Origin of the sequence: Massilia sp. MP_M2 (assembly GCF_039123635.1) — a bacterium.
In the GTDB taxonomy this organism is placed as follows: Bacteria; Pseudomonadota; Gammaproteobacteria; order Burkholderiales; family Burkholderiaceae_D; genus Telluria.
On sequence record NZ_JBCHJF010000005.1, the window covers coordinates 139,421 to 158,377 of the forward strand.

Below are 18,957 nucleotides of genomic sequence, written 5' to 3' on the forward strand. Positions count from 1 at the left end.
GGACACGGACCACGCATGCGCGTGTTTGCCGCCATGTTGTTAATAGGTTCGTAATTCCCGACTAACTTGGTCACCCATTGCATACAAACCGAAAGTTTCAGCGCATAATTCATTCACCTTCCGAAAATTCTGAAGTTCTAGAAAATACAAAAAGTTTATTCCGGGGCACGTCCGACGTTGATGGCCATGGCCCCCGTACGTCTGCCGCTTTCTTGCAACAACGTCTGGAGAACCACGATGCATCGCAGCCAATCCCGCCGCCCGGCACTGCTTACAGGCCCTGGCCCTGCGCGTGGCGCCACGCTGGTGATGAGCGGTGCGGCGCTGCTGTGGATTCCGCAGGCGGCGCTGCTGGCGCATGCCGTGGGGCGCCTCGCCCAGGGCGCCGGGATGGCCGACATGCTGCTGCCGGCGCTGGGCTTCCTGGTGCTTGGCGTGCTGCGCGCCAGCAGCGAAGCCTGGGGCGCGCGGCGCTTGTTTGCGGTGTCACGCAGCCAGCTCGCGGCCAAGCGCCAGGCTGCCGTGCAAGCCCTGGCAGCGCGCTCGCCGCTGGACCGCGCGCGCCTGCCATCCGGCCAGGCCGCCAGCATCGTGGCCGAACAGGCCGAAGCGGTGCTGCCATGGCTGCTGCGCTACGGGCCAGCGCGCTTGCGGGTGCTGCTGGCGCCGCCCGTCATCGCGCTCGTCGTCTGTTACTTCTCGTGGCTTGCCGCGCTGATCCTGGTGCTGGCCGCGCCCCTCATTCCGCTGTTCATGGCCGTCATCGGCTGGCGTGCGAAGGCTGCCAGCGAAGCGCAACTGCAGCTCATCGGCGGCATGAGCGGCTTTCTGCTCGACCGGCTGCGTGGCCTGTCGACGCTGCGCGCGCTGGGCGCCGTCGATGCCACCGGCAACCGGGTACGGGCGTCGGGCGAAGCCGTCCGCGCCAGCACCATGCGGGTACTGCGTATTGCTTTCTTGTCGTCGACCGCGCTCGAATTGTTCTCGGCGCTGGGCGTGGCGCTGGTGGCGGTGTACGTGGGTTTCCATCTGCTTGGTGAAATCGGGCCGGGCAGCTGGGGCAGCCAGCTGACGCTGACCGAAGGCCTGTTCGTGCTGCTGCTGGCGCCGGCGTTTTTCGAACCGCTGCGCGAACTGGCGGCGGTGTGGCACGACAAGGCTGCCGGCGTAGCGGCGCTCGAGGCGCTTGACCAGCTGCAATCTGCCGGCTTGCCGCTGCCAGGCGCACTGCAAGGGCAGGACGATGCGCTGCGCATCGGCCGCGCGCCATCGGTCGATATCGAGGGCCTGCGCTTTGCGCACCCGGGCGAAGCGCCGCTGTTCGACCAGCAGGATCTGTATGTCCGCGTCGGCGAGCACGTGGCGCTGGTCGGCCCCAGCGGCAGCGGCAAGACCACGCTGTTGTCGATCATTGCCGGCCTCTCGCCGAGCGACGGCGGCACCGTGCGCATCGGCGGTGTGCCGCTGGACGCCGGGTCGGCTGCCGGCCTGCGCGCGCGCATGGTCTGGATCGGCCAGAAGCCGCACGTGTTTGCCGGCTCGGTGCGCGCCAATGTGGCGCTCGACCGTGATGGTGTGACGGTCGATGCCGTCAGCCGCGCCGTGGGACGCGCGGGTCTTGGCCATATCGAGCATGCCTCGCCGGGTGAGAGCCTGGGCGAGGGCGGCCTTGGCCTGTCGGGCGGCGAGCTGGTGCGCCTCGCGCTGGCCCGCGCGATGTGCTCGCCGCAGGCGGGCCTGTTGCTGGTCGACGAGCCCACCGCCCACCTCGACCGCGACACCGCCGCCGGCGTGATCGAGGCGCTGCTGCACCTGGCGCAGGGCCGCACCATGATTGTCTCCACCCATGACCTGACCCTGGCCGCGCGCCTGGGCCGCGTTGTGCGGCTTGGCGAACCACTGATCCAACGGAGCGCAGCATGAGACGTGGCAAAGAAACAAAGCGCGACAACGACATGACGCCGGTGCTGTCCCTGTTCATCCGGACCGCTGGGCGGCGCCTGGCGCTGGGTGCGGTTCTGTCGACGCTGGTGGTGCTGGCCGGGATGGCGCTGCTGGGCACCTCGGGCTGGTTCATCACATCGGCGGCCCTGGCCGGCCTGGCCGGCAGCGCCGTCATGTTCAATGTGTTCGTGCCGAGCGCGGCGATCCGCCTGCTGGCTTTGGGGCGCACCTTCGGCCGTTACGCCGAGCGCACGGTGACGCACGACGCCACGCTTGGCGTATTGGCTGGGCTGCGCGAGCGGCTGTTTCGTGGCTGGGCCACGCCCCATGCTGCACGCGCACTGCTGCGCCGGCCGTCGCGCCTGCTGTTTCGCCTGACGGGCGACATCGATGCCCTCGAATCGATCTATCTGCGGCTGATCGTGCCGGCCATCGCGGCCTGCGGTGCAGCGCTGCTGGCCGGCCTGGTGCTGGCGAATCTCGACTGGCGCCTTGGCGCGGCGATGTTCTGCTGGTTGCTGGCGGTCGGCTGGGGCGTGACCCTGTGCGTGGCGCGCCTGGCGCGGCCGGTGGCGCTGCGCCGCGTCCGGGCGCTGGAACGGCTGCGCGCCAAGGTGATCGACCTGGTCGCCGGCCAGACCGACCTGGCGCTGGCTGGCCGGTTGCCGGCGCAGTGCGCCCAACTGGCGCGCCTCGACATGACCTTGGCGCACCAGGACGCCGCACTGCACCGGCTGGAAACCGGCGCCGGCTGGATGTACGCGGTCGGTGGCCATGTCACCGTCGCCGCCATCCTGCTGGCAGTGGGGGCGCTGGCGCAGCAAGTGGCGCTGCACCCAGAGCAGCAGATGCATCAGATACAGCCCCGAGTGCAGCAGCAGGTGCAACACGTACAGCCGCAGGCACAGCGGCAAGCACCGGGCGAGCGTGCTGCTGCGGCGGGCGCATCGGCCGCAGTGCTGGGCGCACCCGCTGCGGCGCTGGCGCTGCTGATCGCGCTGGCCGCACTGGAGCCGTTTGCCGCGCTGCGGCGCGGCGCGATCGAGGCCGGCCGCAGCTGGCTGGCCATGCGCCGGGTAGCACCGCGCCTGCGCCAGCAGGCCGACACAGGGGTGCCGGCGCCTGCTGCCGCCGGCACTGCGTTGCTGCTGTACGCCGCCACCGTGGTCCATCCCGGCCGCAGCAGCGCTGCCTTGCATGCCACCGATCTGCACATCGCCATTGGCGAGCGGGTTGCGGTGGTGGGCAGCAGCGGCGTCGGCAAGTCGACACTGCTGGCGCTGGCAGCCGGCGAACTGGCTGCGCAAGCGGGCCAGATATGGGCGCAGCCCGCTACCTGGCTGACCCAGCGCACCGAGCTGTTTTGCGACAGCCTGCGCGACAACCTGCGCCTGGCCGACCCCGCCGCCACCGATGTGCAATTGTGGGCTGCGCTGCATGCAGCCGGCCTGGAACAGGACGTGCGCGGCTTTGCCTGTGGCCTCGACACCTTGCTGGGCGAGGGCGGTCTTGGCCTGTCGGGCGGCCAGTCGCGCCGCCTGGCGCTGGCGCGCCTGCTGTTGCGCCGGGCCGATTTCTGGCTGCTCGACGAGCCGACCGAGGCACTCGACGGCGCTACCGCAGCCGATGTGCTGGCCCGCCTGGCGCTGCATGCCAGCGGCCGCACGCTGCTGGTGGCCACGCATCTGCGGCGTGAAGCCGCGCTGGCCGACCGGCTGCTCGTGATGAAAGACGGGCACATCGATGCCGACCTGCGGCGTGGCACCCCGGCATTCGATGCGGCACTGGGCGCGCTGCGCCAACACTAAAAATAACCAACCACCGACGTATCTGAGAAGAAAGGATTCACCATGGATCTCGACGTTGTCGGGCTCTCCCGACTGCAGTTTGCCTTGACGGCGCTGTACCACTTTCTGTTTGTCCCCCTGACACTGGGGTTGTCGATGCTCATCGCCATCATGGAAACCGTGTATGTGATGACGGGGCGCCCCATCTGGCGCCAGATGACCAAGTTCTGGGGCGTGCTGTTCGGAATCAACTTTGCCATCGGCGTCTCGACGGGCCTCGTGATGGAATTCCAGTTCGGCATGAACTGGAGCTACTACAGCCATTACGTGGGCGACGTGTTCGGCGCGCCGCTGGCGATCGAGGGCCTGATGGCGTTCTTTCTCGAGGCTACCTTTGTCGGCCTGTTCTTCTTCGGCTGGGATCGCCTGTCGAAGGTGCAGCACCTGGTCGTGACGTGGCTGGTGGCCCTTGGCACCAACTTTTCGGCGCTGTGGATCCTGATCGCCAATGGCTGGATGCAGAACCCGATCGGCGCCACGCTCAACCCGCAGACGATGCGCATGGAAGTGACGGACTTCGGCGCGGTGCTGGCCAATCCGGTAGCGCAGGCCAAGTTCGTGCACACCGTGTCGGCCGGCTATGTGATCGCGGCGATGTTCGTGCTCGGCATTGCAGCCTGGTACCTGCTCAAGGGCCGCCATGTCGAGCTGGCCAAGCGTTCGATGACGGTGGCCGCGTCGTTCGGTCTGGCGGCCTCGCTGTCGGTGGTGGTGCTGGGTGACGAAAGCGGTTACCTGGCGACCGAGCACCAGCACATGAAACTTGCTGCGATCGAAGGCATGTGGGAAACGCAGCCGGCGCCGGCCGCGTTTACCGCCTTCGGCTTTCCCGACCAGGGCGCGCGCGAGACGCACTATGCGATTCATATTCCGTGGGTGATGGGCCTGATCGGCACGCGATCGCTGTCGAACGAGATCCCCGGCATCAATGACCTGGTCAAGCTGGCCGAGGTGCGGGTGCGCCAGGGCATCGTGGCCTATGGCGCGCTCGAAGAGATTCGTGCGCTCGGTGGCCGGGCAGCGGTGCCGCCGGCCCTGCAGGCGCGCTTTGAAGAACACAGCGCGGTGCTGGGTTACGCGCTGCTGCTCAAGCGCTACGTGGACGATCCGCGCCAGGCCAGCGAAGCGCAGATCAGGCAGGCCGCCCTGGATACCGTGCCGCAGGTCGCGCCGCTGTTCTGGTCGTTCCGCATCATGGTCGGCCTGGGCATGTTCTTCATCGTGCTCACGGCCGTGTTTTTCTGGCTGTCGGCGCGCCGCCGCCTGGATGCCTATCCGTGGCTGCTGAAGGTGGCCGTCTGGTCGATCCCGCTGCCATGGATCGCCGCCGAAGCCGGCTGGATTGTCGCCGAACTCGGGCGCCAGCCGTGGGCCATCGAGGGCGTGCTGCCCACCGCGGTCGCGGTGTCGAACCTTGGCATCCAGACCGTGCTGACGACCCTGATCGGTTTTGTCGTGCTGTATTCGATCTTGCTCGTCGTGGAAATGAAGCTGATGGTCAAGGCCATCCGCAAGGGCCCGGAAGACGAACTTGCCCACGCGCCGGGCACCCACAGCCCACTGGTCGGCACCACGCCGGCAATGCGCACTGCGCCCATGATCACTGCGGAGTAACACACCATGATTCTTCATACACTTCTCGACTACGACACGCTGCGCATCATCTGGTGGCTGTTGCTGGGCATCCTGCTGGTGGGCTTTGCCGTGACCGACGGTTTTGATCTGGGCACCGGCACCTTGCTGCCGTTTGTCGCCAACACCGACCTGGAACGCCGGGTTGTCATCAATGCCGTCGGCCCCGTGTGGGAAGGCAACCAGGTCTGGCTGGTGCTGGGCGGTGGCGCGATCTTCGCCGCCTGGCCGCAGCTGTATGCGGTCTCGTTCTCGGGCTTTTATCTGGCGATGGCGGCCGTGCTGCTGGCGCTGATCCTGCGCCCGGTCGCCTTTAAATACCGCAGCAAGCGTGACAGCATCGCCTGGCGCACGACCTGGGACTGGGCCCTGTTCGTCGGCGGCTTCGTGCCGGCGCTGATCTTCGGCGTCGCGATGGGCAACGTGCTGCAGGGCGTGCCGTTCCGTCTCGCGCCCGATCAGCAGATCTTTTACGAGGGCGGCTTCTTTGCCCTGCTCAATCCGTTTGCCGTGCTGTGCGGCCTGGTGTCGGTCGCCATGCTCGTGATGCACGGCGCGGCCTGGCTGGTGCTCAAGACCGACGGCCTGGTGGCCAGCCGGGCACGCACCTGGGGCATGCGCGCCGCGATTGCCACCGTGGTGCTGTACGCCGTGGCCGGCGTGCTGCTGTGGGGCTTTGTCGATGGCTATCGCATCACGAGCGCAGTGGTGACGAGCGGCCCATCCAATCCGCTGTTCAAGACTGTCGACGCGGGCGTGGCGGGCAGCTGGTTCGCCAATTACGCCGCGCATCCATGGACGCAGCTCGCACCGGCAGCCGGCATCGCCGGTGCGCTGCTGACCCTGATGGCGCTGGTGCGGCGCCGGGAGGGCGTGGCCATGCTCACGTCGAGCCTGTCGATCGCCGGCATCGTGCTCAGTGTGGGGGCGTCGATGTTCCCGTTCATCTTGCCATCGTCGATCCAGCCGCAAGCCAGCCTGACGGTGTGGGATGCGTCGTCGAGCCACCTGACGCTGTTCATCATGCTCGTTGCAACCTTCATCTTCCTGCCCCTGATCCTGCTCTACACGAGCTGGGTCTACAAGGTCTTGTGGGGCAAGGTGGTACCAGGCGATATCAGCGGCGGCACGAGCCACGCTTATTAACTTGACCAAAAACCCATCGAAACACGCAATCAGAAAGGACTTCACCATGTGGTATTTCGCCTGGCTACTCGGCCTGCCGCTCGCGGCGGCCTTCGCCGTCCTCAATGCAATGTGGTACGAGCTGATGGACGACGCGCAGCGCCAGCAGGCATGATGACAGCCTTGCCGGCATGGCTGATTTGCGCCGGCAGGCACCCATGTCATCACCCTGTCAAAGTCATTCGACAGTATTCGAACGGTGGCCCGGCGGTGTAAGCGTCCGGGACCGTTGAATCGAACTTTGAATGACCGCATGCAAACCAATCTCGCCATCGTTGCACTCTCCGCGCTTGCCCAGGAATCCCGCTTTGCCGCGTTTCGGCTGCTGGTGCAGGCCGGCCCTCAGGGCCAGTCCGCAAGCCATATTGCAGCAACCCTCGATATGCCGGCATCGTCCCTGTCATTCCATTTGAAGGAACTCACGCACGCGGGCCTGGTCGCGCCGCGTCAGCAGGGCCGTTTCATCTTCTACCGCGCGCGCGTGGAGACCCTGCAGGGCCTGATGGAGTTCCTGTCCGCCACCTGCGGCAACGCAGGTGCGCAGTCGATGCAGGAGCGCCTGGCGACGGTATGATCGTCGATGCCGGAATTGCCGGTGCTGCCATCGACGAGGATCACCATGACGTCAACCACCACGCCGCAACGCGTGCAACTGAGCCGCAAGAAAGGCTGGCGCATGCCGCCCAACACGATCTCCGTGGCGCGGCCTGGCAAGTGGGGCAATCCATTTTCGGTGCTGCCCGAGCTGGCGCCCGGCACACCGGCGGGGCGCTATATCGCGATGCCGACGGTCGAAGAAGCCGTGGCGGCGTATCGCCTGTGGCTGCAGATCGATCCGGCGGGGCAGCAGGTGGCGCAACAGGCACATGCGACGCTGCGCGGCCATGACCTGGCATGCTGGTGCCGACCAGGCACACCGTGTCATGCGCAGGTGCTGATCGATCTCGTCAATGCGTGATGGTTATTTGGCGGCGGTGACGTTGCCGATGCCCGAGACCGACTTGCTCACCGATGTCGGCTTGCCGTAATACGTGAGGTTGCCCAGGCCCTGAACGCTGGCGTTGAGCTTGTTGGTGGCATGCACGCTCACGTCGCCGATGCCGCGGAAGGTCACATCCGCATCCTGCGCGATCAGGGCCCTGGCGTCGACTTCGCCCACGCCCTCTGCATTCAGGCGCAACTGGCCGACCTTGCCGTTCATTTGCAGGCTGCCGGCGCCGCGGTAGTTCACGTCGAAGCGCTCGGTGCGCACATTATTCAGGATCATCAGGCCAGCACCTTCGCCGCGGAAGCTGGTGAGCTCGGGCATCGTGACGACCACCCGTTCACCATCGTCGATATTAATGTTCTTGCTGTTCTTGTCCGCGAACGACAGGCGCAACTCACCATTCACGACGTCCGTCTTCACGCGGTCGATGAATTTCTGGTTGCCCTCGACCCGCACCGAGTGCGCCTTGCCCACCTCGACCACCAGGCTCACCGGGCCTTGTGAATCGATGGTCTTGAACGGCGTCACGCTGCGCACCTGTTCGGCGGCCTGGATCGAGAAGGATGCGAGCGACAGAAGGGCGACGATGACGGTGCGTTTCATGATGTTCTCCGGTGAGTTGATGACGTCCATTCTAGGCACGACATCCACCCGCAGCCCCGACCTTGCGATGGATTGCAAGAAACGGGGCCTGAACTGCACAGGCGCCGGAATCAGTGTTTGGTGGCGAGAAATTGGCCTTTGCCGACCGCGACCAGGCTGGTGCTCCAGCCCGGCGCGCAGCGCAGTGCCTGCATGAACGGCGCCAGTTCCTGCGCGTGCGAGGTGGCGTTATCCACCACCACCAGCCCGCCGGGGCGCAGCACGCGTGCGATCTGCGGCAGCCAGGCCAGGTAGGCAGTGCGCTCCGAATCCAGAAAGACGAGGTCGAACGCCGCGTCGGCGCTGCCGGCCAGGAGGTCGCCTGCGTCACCTTCGACCTGATGCACCCGCTCACCCAGCCCGACGCGCCCGACGTTGGCGCGCGCCATGGCGACCTTCGCGGACGACAGTTCGACCGTCGTGACGAGACCATCGTGCGCAGCAGCTGCATCGGCCAGCCACAGCGTCGAGTAGCCGTTGGAGGTACCGATCTCGAGAATGCGGCGTGCGCCCATCGCCCGCACCAGAACGGCCAGAAACTCGCCGGTATCGTGGGTGATGTTGAGCATGCGGCTGGCACGGTTCTCGTGGGCCGCATCGTGACTGGCGCCGAAGGTTTCCAGCTCTTTCAGCAGGGCTTTAAGTGAAGTAGTCAACGGTTGTCTCCATTTTGTCCGGGAATCGAAGCGCACGATTGCGACGTTGCTAATATTGCCGAAGGGATAAGCCTATAATCTTCTCGTCCCTTTTGAAGTCCACATCATGCACATCTCGACCATCACACTACCTGAAATGAAGCTCGCCGGGCTACCAGCAGTTGCGCCAATTTCAGCGCCGGAAACGGAGTCGCCCGAGATCTGGAAAGCATTCCTCGCCCGTGAAGGCGAGCTGGGCGAGCACAACGGTGTCCGCTATGGCGTGACGCTGCGCCGGGACGATGGTGAGCAGGTCGAATGCGTAGCCGTCGAGGTCGCTGACCTGGACCAGCTCCCGCCCGGCATGATCGGGATCCGCGTGCCGGCGCGCCGCTACGCCCTGATGACGCACCGCGGCCCGATGCTGCATGCGCAAGCCTCGCACGCGACCGGCACGGCCGCGATGGAGCAACTGGGCATGCAAGCCGATGAAGAGGGGATCCGCCTGGAGCGGTATGACCGCCGCTACACGCCGACCGTCGACGATGGCGCGCGGCCCGACAATGCCTACGACATCCTGGTGCCGCTCTACGGTTGAGCTGCTATAAAAAACGACACGGCCCGCGTCGGGGCCGTGTCTTGGCTTACATCTCAGTAAATTGGTGCCGGTATATTTCCCGACCGCCGGCGCCGGTAGGGCAGCTTGCGCTGCCGCGTTCCCTTCCCAAGGAGCACTTGCATTGTGCTGCTTAAATGTGACAACCGTTTGACGGTCGGAACTTTTCATCCCCATCTGCTTGTTCCCCTTCGTAAAGTGCACGGATAATGCCTGCTTTGCGTTCGCCATGACCGCCAGCGACAGGAGCAGCACGTGCACGAGCAAGATCCCGGACCGGACGCGTCCACCCAGCCAGGCAATCCGGCGCGCAGGCGCATCTTCCAGGCCGCTGCTGCTGCTGGCGTGGTGGCCGGCGCCGGCACGCTACCCGGTGTGGCAAGCGCAGCGCCCGCCGCCGCCAGGGCGCCGGCCAGCAGTTCGCTCGACGCCAAGCTACGCGCCCACGTCAAGAACGTGGTCGTGATCTACCTGGAAAACCGCAGCTTCAACAACCTGTTTGCCGATTTTCCCGGCCTGGCCGAGCCTCTGGCGGCCGTGCCTGCAGCGCGCCTGCAGCAGCGCGACCGCGACGGTTCGGTCCTGCCGACCTTGCCCAAAATTTGGGGCGGCATGGTGCCGGGCCGCCAGAATATCGGCGGCAAGGATTACCTGATCGATGAAAAGCAATTGGCCCTGCTACCGAACGCGCCGTTCAAGCTGACCGACGGCGACGGCAAGCCACTGCCGGAAGCGATCGTCACGCGCGACCTGGTGCACCAGTTCTATCACAACCAGATGCAGATCAATGGCGGGCGCAACGACGGCTTTGCCGCCTGGTCCGATGCCGGTGGCATGGTGATGGGCTATTACGGCGAGACGTCGAAGAACCTCGGCCTGTGGCAGATCGCGCGCGAATTCACGTTGTGCGACAACTTCTTCATGGCCGCACTTGGCGGCTCGTACCTGAACCACCAGTTCCTGATCAGCGGCCGGGTGCCGGAATACTTCGATGCTGCGCACACGGCGGCCAGGACGAAGATCGCGGTGCTGGCCGATGGCCCGCTAGGCGTGCGCCTGGCCCTGGAACCCGATTCGCCGGCCTCGGCGCTCGATGGCCCGCCAAAGGTCGTGCGCAATGGCGCGATGACGCCGGACGGTTACGCCGTCAACACGATGGCGCCGCCATACCAGCCGAGCTGGGTGCGCCCGGCCATCGATGGCGACCCGCTGCACGCCGATCCGCACGACGCCAGCGTGCTGCCGCCGCAAACCCACGACACGATCGGTGACCTGCTGTCACGGCGGGGCGTAGGCTGGGCCTGGTATGGCGGCGGCCAGCAAGTGGCGCTCGATGGCCGCGGCGCCGGCCAGAAGCCGAACTTCCAATACCATCATCAGCCACTCAATTACTTCAGGCAGTTCGCCCCGGGAACCAAGGCGCGCGCCGACCACCTGCGCGACGGCGGCCTGGGCGACAGCCCGATCTCGAACCGTTTCATTGCCGACGTGATTGCCGGCAAGCTGCCGGCGGTCGCGTTCTACAAGCCGCAAGGCAACCTGAACCTGCATGCCGGGTACTCCGACATCGAGTCGGGTGACGCTCATGTCGCCAACGTCATCGAGCACCTGAAAAAGTCACCTCAGTGGAAAGACATGGTGGTGGTAATTACCTTCGACGAGAACGGCGGCTGGTGGGACCACGTGGCCCCGCCCAAGGGCGACCGCTGGGGCCCGGGCTCGCGCATCCCGGCGATCGTGGTGTCGCCGCACGCCAAGCGCGGCGCGGTCGACCACAATTTCTATGACACGACCTCGGTGCTGCGCTTCATCACGCGCCTGCACGGTTTGCCGCTGCTGGAAGGCCTGGCCGTGCGCAACGCCGCGTTCAAAGGGCGCGGCGCCCGTCCGCCGGGCGATCTGACGGCGACGCTGCAATTTCGTTGACAGGCGCCAGCCGTCGAGGCTGGCCAAGCTGCAAAAAGCCTCGCAAGCCGCCAGGGATGCCGACGCCAAGGGTCAGGTCGACAAGACGATCCCGCTCGTGCAGGCGCACTTGCAGCACGCCGGGCAGCTTGCTGGCGGCAAGATGGGCAGCGCCGGCGCCTCAGGTGCTACCGGCGCGAGCCACTAAGAGCCGGCATTGACCGGGCTGGCTCCAGGGGTGGATCGCACCCGTGGCGGCGGCTCGGTTTTCCACTTTCCTTCGATCCGCTCGATCACGATCTCGAGGCCGACGATGGCGTTCAGCATCGCCTCGATGTACGCCGGTGGTGCATCGCTCACCGCCCATGGCGCGGGGTGCGTGCCTTCCATGCGGTCGGTCAGGCGCGTTACCTGCGCCAGCAGCCAGGCCGGCTCGTCGATCGTGCGCAGCCGGCCGTGCACATGCACCACGTTGTAGGTCCAGGTGGGCACCACGCGGCCACCCGTCTCGTCTTTTTCCACGCGATCCGGCGTGACATACGCCGATGGACCCCGAAACACGACCAGCACCTGCTGCCCGTCGCGCCGCCAGAGGGGATTGCGACGCGCGACATGTGTGCGCAACACCCCCTCGCTGGCGTACGCATCGAATGGCAGGTGATCGGCATCCGGCACGCCGTCGCTGTGCGTCACCAGCAGGCCCAATGGGTAGGCGGCGATCAGGTCGTGCAGGCTGGTGCTGTCAGGCTGGGCAAAGCTGGCAGGGCAATACATGCAATATGTCTCCAGAGTGAGCCTGCATCGTGAGCTATAAATTGGCTTTCCAAAATAGCCAATTACGGTAAAGATGGGCGTACCAATTTGAGATTGCCCAGCATGCATGTTCATGACCTGATCGCCGCCACGCCGCTCGAACGGCGTAGCGAGATCCCGCTGTTTCGCCAGTTGTACGCACGGCTCAAGCACGCCATTCTGCAAGGTGCGCTGGTGCCCGGCGCACGCCTGCCGGCCACGCGCACGCTGTGCGCCGTGCTGGGCGTGTCGCGCCAGACGGTGCTGGCGGCCTATGACCAATTGACTGCAGAGGGTTACTTACGTGGCGGCGTGGGGCAGGGCACGTTTGTCGACGCCGCCCTGCCGCTGGCGCGCCGTCCGCGCCAGACGGCGGGCCTGCTGCGGGCACTGCCGCCGCGCGGCGTGGCCATGGCCACTGCCATGGGCCGAACGCCGCTGGATGATGGTGCGCCGCGCGCTTTCCGTCCCAGCATGCCGGGTCTGGACCTGTTTCCGTTCGACCTGTGGCGCAAGCTCGAAGCGCGCCAGTTACGGCGCGCGCATCGTGCCGATCCTTACCTTGGCTATGGCATGGCCAACGGCTACGCACCACTGCGCGAACTGCTTTGCGCTTACCTGCGCGCCTCGCGCGGCGTGGTGTGCGAGCCGGCGCAGATCGTGATCACGTCCGGTTCGCAGCAGGCCTTGTACCTGCTGTCGCAACTGCTGCTGGCGCCGGGCGATGGTGTCTGGCTCGAGTCACCCGGCTACCAAGGCGCCAGCGCGCCGATGCAGGTGGCCGGGGCGCGCCTGTGCACGGTGCCGGTGACCGACGAAGGGATGGATGTGGCCTATGGCGCGCTGCATTATCCGGACGCGCGCATGGTGTTTGCCACCCCGTCGCACCAGCTGCCGCTGGGCGTGACGATGAGCCTCGCGCGCCGGCTCGAACTGCTGCGCTGGGCCACGGCCAACCGCGCCTGGGTCATCGAAGACGATTACGACAGCGAGTACCGCTACACCGGCCCGCCGCTGGCATCGCTGCAAAGCCTCGACCGCGCCGGCTGCGTCATTTACGTGGGTACGTTCTCGAAGGTGCTGTTCCCGGCGCTGCGGCTCGGCTACGTGGTTGCGCCGCCGGCGCTGGCCGAACCGCTGGCGCGCGCGAAAGCGCTGATCGACCGCCAGGGCGCGATCCTGCCGCAGGCGGTGCTGGCCGACTTCATCGGCGAAGGGCACTTCATGCGCCACATCCGGCGCACGCGCGACGCGTATGCCGAGCGACGCGCGGCGCTGATGGCGGCGCTGGCCGACCTGCTTGGCGAACGCTTGCACTGTGGTCCGGCCGATGCCGGGCTGGACTTGTGCACGCACTTCCGGCCTGACGAGCGTGGCCGCATGCCGCTCGAGGCCCGGGTGGCGCAGGCGGCCCTTGATGCCGGCATCGAACTGCGCCCGCTCGGGTATTACGCGAACCCCGCCGCCACGCCGGACTGCGCGGTGGCGCCGGGACTGCTGCTGGGTTTTTCGGCAGTGCCGCCGGCTGATATCCGGCGCGGCGTGGCGGCGCTGGCCAAGGTGATCGAGGCGCACTGGCCGGCAGGCGCGCGCCGTGGCAAGGTATGATGCGCCCAACGCCACCGAGACCACCACCATGACCGATCCCGAACGTCTTTCTCCCGACAGCATCACCGCCTTGCAGGCCCGCTTCCAGGACCATTCGCGCAAGGCGCAGACGCATTATGCAGTCATGCACGAGGTACGCCAGGTGCTCGGCAGCGTTGACGCCGCCGACAGCTGGATGACCACGCCCCAGCCCGGGCTTGGCGACAGCACGCCTGCGCAGCTGGTCGCCGCCGGCCGCGTCGATGAGGTGCTGGCCTGCCTGCGCGAGACGCCGCCGCGCGGCGCCAAACGATGACCATCACCCGCTGCTCGTGGGCCAATATGGCCAACCCGCGCTATATCGCCTACCACGACAACGAGTGGGGCGTGCCGTGCCACGATGAAACCACGCTGTTCGAGATGCTCAATCTCGAAGGCGCGCAGGCCGGCCTGTCGTGGGAGACCATCCTGAACAAGCGCGACACGTACCGCGCCGCCTTCGATGGCTGGGATGCGCACAAGATTGCAGCCTACGACGATGCCAAGAAGGCCGAGCTGCTGGCCAATCCCGGCATCGTGCGCAACCGCCTCAAGGTGGCGGCAGCGATCACCAATGCGCGCGCCTACCTGGCCATGCGTGAGCAGGGCCTGACGCTCGACGCCTACCTGTGGGGTTTTGTCGACGGCGCGCCGATCGTCAACGACTGGCCGTCCGGCGCCCGCCCGGCGCGCACCGACCTGTCCGACCGGCTGTCGAAAGACCTGGGCAAGCGCGGTTTCAAGTTCGTCGGCTCGACCATCGTCTATGCCTATATGCAGGGCATCGGCATGGTGGACGACCATGACCGCGACTGCATCTGTCGCACGCGGCGCTGACATGCCGGTAGAGGACCACTGGCGCGGCCGCACGCGCTACACCGTCTTCGACAGCGACCATGGCGATGGCGCGCGCGTTGCCGCGCTGATCGCAGCCTGGCGCGCCGATCCGCAGCGTCCGCAGCACTTGCACATCGTGGCGCTGGCGCCGGATCTGCAGCCGGGCTTTCACCGCATCCCGCAGCCCGAGGTTGGCGTCACCCTGGATTTGCTGGCGGCGCCGCTCGAAAGCGCGCTGGCTGAACTCAATGCCCACCTGGATTGTATTCGGCTGCACGACGCCGTCGGCAGCGCCTTTGCCCGGCCACTGGCGCGCTTGACGGCCCTTGGCGCGCGCCTGAACGCACGCGGCCTGGATGACGAGCAGAGAACAGCCCTGGCGGCGCAAGGCTTCGTGTTCGAGAGCGATCACGATGCGGTCTTCGCCAGCCGCAAACCGCGCCTGCCCGTCACGCCGGAACCCGCCCGGCACGCGCTGGTGTTGGGGGCGGGTCTGGCCGGTTGCGCGCTGGCAGCGCGCCTTTGCGCGCGCGGCTGGCAGGTCACGCTGATCGAGCGGCACCTCGATGTGGCGCTGGAAGCGTCGGGCAACCTGGCCGGGATCTTCATGCCGCTGCTTTCGCGCGACGATAACGTGCCCACCCGCCTCACGCGCGCCGCCTACCTGTACGCATTGCGCTTGTGGGATCAGCTGGGCGGCGTCGGCCAGGCCTTTGACGGCGCCGCCTGCGGCGTGCTGCAACTGGCGCGGGATGCCGATCACGCAGCGGTCTCGCGCGCCATCGCGCGCGACGGCGCCGTGCCGCCGGACTTCGCGCGCTGGCTCGAGTCGCTTGATGCCGAGGCATTGCTTGGCTTGCCGGCCCCGGATGGCGGCTGGTTGTTCCCGCAAGGCGGCTGGGCGCGCCCGGGCAGCGTGTGCGAGGCGCTGCTGGCGTCGTGCGGTGCGCGCCTGACGCGGTGTTTCGGCGCGGGTGACGTGACGCTGGAGCGGGAAGGAGACACCTGGCTGGCGCGCTCGCCCGATGGCGCGGTGCTGGCCACGGCGCCGACGGCGGTCCTGGCCAGCGGCGCCGGCGCACGCCGCATGGCGCTCACCGCGGATCTGCCGCTGCAGGCCTTGCGTGGTCAGGTCACGCACCTGCCGCCGGGCGCGGCCCCGCAGGTGCCGCTGGTGCTGTGCCGTGAAGCCTACCTGACGCCGTCCGCGCAGGGCGTGCTGTGCGCCGGCGCGACCTATGACCTGGATGCCGATCCCGCGCTGCGCGCCAGCAGCCAGCTGGAAAACGTGACGCGCCTGCGCGCGCTGGTGTCCGATCCGCTTGCGGCCGCCGATGCGCCACTGGCGGGGCGCGTGGGCTTTCGCTGCGTGGCGCCGGACCGCCTGCCGCTCGTGGGCCGCCTGCCCGACGTCGCCGCCGCCGGCAGTACCGAGCGTCTGCGCGACGTGCCGCGTCATGCGGCGCTGTACGGCCTCTTGGGTTATGCGTCGCGTGGCCTGATCTGGGCACCGTTGGCGGCCGAGTTGTTGGCGGCCCAGCTGGAAGGCGAGCCGTTGCCGCTGGAAATGACGCTCGTCGATGCGCTCGATCCGGCCCGCTTCGTATTGCGCGCGCGGCGCGGCGCCCGGCAGCCGGCCAGCAGCGGGAGCGAGCTGTAGTTGTTGCGTTACCGCAAATGTGCGCTCATCCCGGGCAATCGCGTCCAGACTGTGCGGGTCGAGCCGGTATAATTTACCGCTAGCAATTATCAACCGCCGAAGGAGGCTTGTCCGCGATGGAAGATGCACCACATTCGCCCGAGCTGTTCCTGTTTCTCGCAGTGACCGCGCACGACATGAAGAACTCGATCAGCGTGCTGTCCGGCACGCTCGAGCGGCTGCTCGACGGCGCCACGCCCGAGACCGAGAAAGCGTATGGCCAGATGGGGCAGATGCTGTACCAGACGCGCCGCCTGAACGACAACCTGATGCAACTCCTCGCGCTCTACAAGCAGGTCGGCAAGCCCGGCTACCCGTTCGATGCGCAGCCGCTCGAAGCCGGGCAAGTCGTCGAGCAGGTGGTGGCGCTCTCGCGCGTGCTGCTCGAATCGCGCGGCATCCGGCTCGAACTGGATGTCGATCCCGACCTGATTGCCCACGTCGACGAAGACCTGATCGTCGGCGTCGTCTCGCATGCGGTCAACAACGCACTGCACTACACGCGCGACCGCATCCTGCTGGCCGCGCGCGAGGTCGATGGTCAATTCGAGATCCGCGTCGAAGACAATGGCGCGGGTTTTCCGCCGGCCTTGCTGGCAGCAGGCACGCCCGAGAGCGGCGACATCGGTGTCAATTTCGCCACCAACAGCGCGGGCCTGGGCCTGTACTTTTCGAGCGAGGTGGCGCGCATGCACCACCATCGCGGGCGCCATGGCGCCGTGCGGCTCGAAAATGGCGGCCAGCTGGGCGGCGGCTGCTTCATCCTGACGCTGCCATGATCGTGCCCACCGCTGCCACCGCGTCCATCGTACCTACGCCCACGCCCACGTCGGCGGCGCCCGCGCTGCCCAAGGTCCTCGAACAGATCGACTGGGCCGGCAAGCATTACCTGATCGTCGACGACTTCGCCGGGATCCGCCAATTGCTGCGCGAAAGCCTGCGCAGCCTGGGCGCGCGCAATATCGACCAGGCCTCGAGCGGCGGCGAAGCCATGAGCCTGTTGACCAAGACGCGCTACGACGTCGTGCTGTGCGATTACAACCTGGGCGAAGGCAAGAACGGCCAGCAGGTGCTGGAAGAAGCGCGCATCCGCCAGTTGCTGCTGCCATCGAGCGTGTTCGTGATGGTGTCGGCCGAAAAGAGCGTCGAATCGGTGATGGGTGCCGCCGAGCACCAGCCCGACGCCTACCTGGTCAAGCCGATCACCGAAGGCGTGCTGCTCTCGCGCCTGAACCGCGTATGGCGTCGCAAGCAGATTTTCCGGCTGATTGACCAGGCTTTCATGGAAAAGGATTACCTGCGCGCCGCGACCCTGTGTGACGAGCAGATCGCCGCCAACCGCACGCACGTGATCGAGCTGCTGCGCATGAAGGCGCGCATGCTCGAGCGCAGCGGCCAGCCGGCGCTGGCGCGCGCCGTCTACGAACAGGTGCTGGGCCAGCGCGAATACCACTGGGCCCGTGCGGGCCTGGGCAAGATTCGCCTGGCGGATGGCGATTTCGAGCAGGCGCGCCAGATGTTCCAGACCGTGATCGCCGAGAACCGCCACTACATCGACGCCTACGACCAGCTGGCGCAGGCCTACCAGGGCCTGGGGCAGCACGACGAAGCTGCTGCGATCCTGGAACGCGGGGCCAAGCTCTCGCCCAACTCGGTGCCGCGCCAGCGCAACCTGGGCCAGGCCGCGCTCAAGCTGGGCAACGTCGCGCTGGCCGAAAAGGCGTTTCGCAAGTGCCTGGTGATCGGCGAATACTCGATCCGCAAGACGCCCGACGCCTACCTTGGCCTGGCGCGCGTGTGCGGCCTGAAAAACAATACCAAGGATGCGCTGCAACTGCTGCAACTGGCCCAGCGCGACTTCGGCGGCGACTACGACGACATGGCGCTGCGCGCCAAGATCACCGAAGGCCTGATCCATCACGAAAGCGGCGACTACCGCAACGCGCGCCGCGCCGGCGATGAGCTCGAGGCGATGCTGGAGCTTGACCCCAAGCGCCCCGGTACGGCGATCTGCATCGAGATGGCGACCCTGCTGTTTGCAGTGGGCGTGAAGGAAACGCCGGGCGAAGTGCTGGCCCACGTGGTGCGCAACAACCATGACAACAGTCTGCTGCAGGACGAGATTCAGGCCATCTTCGACAAGGCGCGCCTGAGCGAAGAGGGCGCAGCCATCATCCGCGCCGCGCGCAAGGAAGCGGTGGACCTGATGAACCAGGGTGTCGTGCTGTGGAAGAGCGGCAAGCTGCCCGACGCCGTCAAGTGGATGCGCATGGCGCGCGAACGGGTGCCGGACAATGTGCGGGTACTGTTCAACGCCGTGCAGATTTCGATCTCGCACATGCAGCAGGAAGGCTATGACGAGGAACTCGACGTCGAGGCACGCATGGTGCTCGAACATGTCGACAAGCTGCAGCCGGGGCAGCAGCGCTTCGCGCAGTTGATGGAGCAGTTGCGCGGCTTGCAGCCGAAAGCCGATCCGGCGGCGATGCCTTCGCCAGTGGATGCGACCGAGCAGAAGGAAGAAGCGGCCGACACGCCAGCCGAAGCAGCGCCACCCGAATCCGCGCCGGTACCCAGGCCGACGCACAGCAACCGCTTCTCGTAGCGCG

The 18,957-nt window shown here is 66.8% G+C and carries 18 protein-coding genes; 15 read left to right on the forward strand and 3 right to left on the reverse strand.

Going from position 1 to position 18,957, the window contains the following annotated elements; genetic code table 11:
- Nucleotides 1–237 precede the first annotated feature (237 nt).
- The 7 genes from cydD to RCH14_RS13190 all read left to right on the forward strand — a co-directional run bounded on the left by cydD (nt 238) and on the right by RCH14_RS13190 (nt 7,566).
- Nucleotides 238–1,923 carry a thiol reductant ABC exporter subunit CydD gene (gene cydD / locus RCH14_RS13160; protein WP_343026549.1) on the forward strand — a complete coding sequence of 562 codons (1,686 nt, stop codon included), beginning with the start codon at nt 238–240 and terminating at the stop codon, nt 1,921–1,923.
- Nucleotides 1,920–3,752, forward strand: a complete 1,833-nt coding sequence (locus RCH14_RS13165) for an ATP-binding cassette domain-containing protein (RefSeq protein ID WP_343026550.1) — start codon at nt 1,920–1,922, stop codon at nt 3,750–3,752. The genes cydD and RCH14_RS13165 overlap by 4 nt, the downstream gene beginning before the upstream one ends.
- A gap of 42 nt (nt 3,753–3,794) precedes the next feature.
- A complete protein-coding gene (locus RCH14_RS13170) occupies nt 3,795–5,405 on the forward strand; it encodes a cytochrome ubiquinol oxidase subunit I (RefSeq protein ID WP_343026551.1) in 1,611 nt (536 codons plus the stop codon).
- Nucleotides 5,406–5,411: 6 nt separating this feature from the next.
- Entirely contained in the window at nt 5,412–6,569 is a 1,158-nt protein-coding gene (cydB, locus tag RCH14_RS13175; protein ID WP_343026552.1) for a cytochrome d ubiquinol oxidase subunit II, read from the forward strand.
- A 46-nt stretch (nt 6,570–6,615) separates the two neighbouring features.
- Nucleotides 6,616–6,723, forward strand: a complete 108-nt coding sequence (gene cydX, locus RCH14_RS13180) for a cytochrome bd-I oxidase subunit CydX (protein ID WP_183554018.1) — start codon at nt 6,616–6,618, stop codon at nt 6,721–6,723.
- A 138-nt stretch (nt 6,724–6,861) separates the two neighbouring features.
- On the forward strand, nt 6,862–7,182 hold the full coding sequence (locus RCH14_RS13185) for a helix-turn-helix transcriptional regulator (RefSeq protein WP_183554016.1): 321 nt from the start codon (nt 6,862–6,864) through the stop codon (nt 7,180–7,182).
- Nucleotides 7,183–7,227: 45 nt separating this feature from the next.
- Nucleotides 7,228–7,566 carry a DUF4326 domain-containing protein gene (locus RCH14_RS13190; protein ID WP_343026553.1) on the forward strand — a complete coding sequence of 113 codons (339 nt, stop codon included), beginning with the start codon at nt 7,228–7,230 and terminating at the stop codon, nt 7,564–7,566.
- Between the two features lie 3 nt (nt 7,567–7,569).
- Here the strand turns inward: RCH14_RS13190 and RCH14_RS13195 are convergent, their stop codons facing one another.
- Both RCH14_RS13195 and RCH14_RS13200 read right to left on the reverse strand, forming a co-directional pair.
- Nucleotides 7,570–8,199, reverse strand: coding sequence for a head GIN domain-containing protein (locus RCH14_RS13195; RefSeq protein WP_343026554.1), 630 nt, complete (start codon nt 8,197–8,199; stop codon nt 7,570–7,572).
- Between the two features lie 110 nt (nt 8,200–8,309).
- Complete coding sequence (locus RCH14_RS13200; RefSeq protein ID WP_343026555.1) at nt 8,310–8,894, reverse strand: O-methyltransferase; 585 nt, start codon at nt 8,892–8,894, stop codon at nt 8,310–8,312.
- Between the two features lie 106 nt (nt 8,895–9,000).
- Here RCH14_RS13200 and RCH14_RS13205 point away from each other — a divergent pair, with 106 nt between their 5' ends.
- Together RCH14_RS13205 and RCH14_RS13210 are read left to right on the forward strand one after the other, a co-directional pair.
- Nucleotides 9,001–9,471 (forward strand): GyrI-like domain-containing protein, encoded by a 471-nt coding sequence (locus RCH14_RS13205; RefSeq protein ID WP_343026556.1) that lies wholly within the window; start codon nt 9,001–9,003, stop codon nt 9,469–9,471.
- Nucleotides 9,472–9,744: 273 nt separating this feature from the next.
- Entirely contained in the window at nt 9,745–11,415 is a 1,671-nt protein-coding gene (locus tag RCH14_RS13210; protein ID WP_343026557.1) for an acid phosphatase, read from the forward strand.
- Between the two features lie 183 nt (nt 11,416–11,598).
- Here the strand turns inward: RCH14_RS13210 and RCH14_RS13215 are convergent, their stop codons facing one another.
- On the reverse strand, nt 11,599–12,168 hold the full coding sequence (locus RCH14_RS13215; protein ID WP_343026558.1) for an FMN-binding negative transcriptional regulator: 570 nt from the start codon (nt 12,166–12,168) through the stop codon (nt 11,599–11,601).
- 102 nt (nt 12,169–12,270) lie between these two features.
- On the opposite strand from RCH14_RS13215, the gene RCH14_RS13220 reads away from it, so the two are divergent.
- The 6 genes from RCH14_RS13220 (at nt 12,271) to RCH14_RS13245 (ending at nt 18,953) form a co-directional block, all read left to right on the forward strand.
- A complete protein-coding gene (locus tag RCH14_RS13220) occupies nt 12,271–13,794 on the forward strand; it encodes a PLP-dependent aminotransferase family protein (RefSeq protein WP_343026559.1) in 1,524 nt (507 codons plus the stop codon).
- Entirely contained in the window at nt 13,781–14,089 is a 309-nt protein-coding gene (locus RCH14_RS13225; protein WP_343026560.1) for an antitoxin Xre/MbcA/ParS toxin-binding domain-containing protein, read from the forward strand. Before RCH14_RS13220 ends, RCH14_RS13225 begins: the two co-directional genes overlap by 14 nt.
- Nucleotides 14,086–14,649: a DNA-3-methyladenine glycosylase I gene (locus RCH14_RS13230; protein WP_343026561.1), complete on the forward strand. Its 564-nt coding sequence runs from the start codon at nt 14,086–14,088 to the stop codon at nt 14,647–14,649. The genes RCH14_RS13225 and RCH14_RS13230 overlap by 4 nt, the downstream gene beginning before the upstream one ends.
- A complete protein-coding gene (gene mnmC / locus RCH14_RS13235) occupies nt 14,615–16,309 on the forward strand; it encodes an FAD-dependent 5-carboxymethylaminomethyl-2-thiouridine(34) oxidoreductase MnmC (protein WP_343026562.1) in 1,695 nt (564 codons plus the stop codon). Before RCH14_RS13230 ends, mnmC begins: the two co-directional genes overlap by 35 nt.
- Before the next feature lie 116 nt (nt 16,310–16,425).
- Nucleotides 16,426–17,127 carry a HAMP domain-containing sensor histidine kinase gene (locus RCH14_RS13240; RefSeq protein ID WP_343026563.1) on the forward strand — a complete coding sequence of 234 codons (702 nt, stop codon included), beginning with the start codon at nt 16,426–16,428 and terminating at the stop codon, nt 17,125–17,127.
- Nucleotides 17,124–18,953 (forward strand): tetratricopeptide repeat protein, encoded by a 1,830-nt coding sequence (locus RCH14_RS13245; protein ID WP_343026564.1) that lies wholly within the window; start codon nt 17,124–17,126, stop codon nt 18,951–18,953. The genes RCH14_RS13240 and RCH14_RS13245 overlap by 4 nt, the downstream gene beginning before the upstream one ends.
- Nucleotides 18,954–18,957 lie beyond the last annotated feature (4 nt).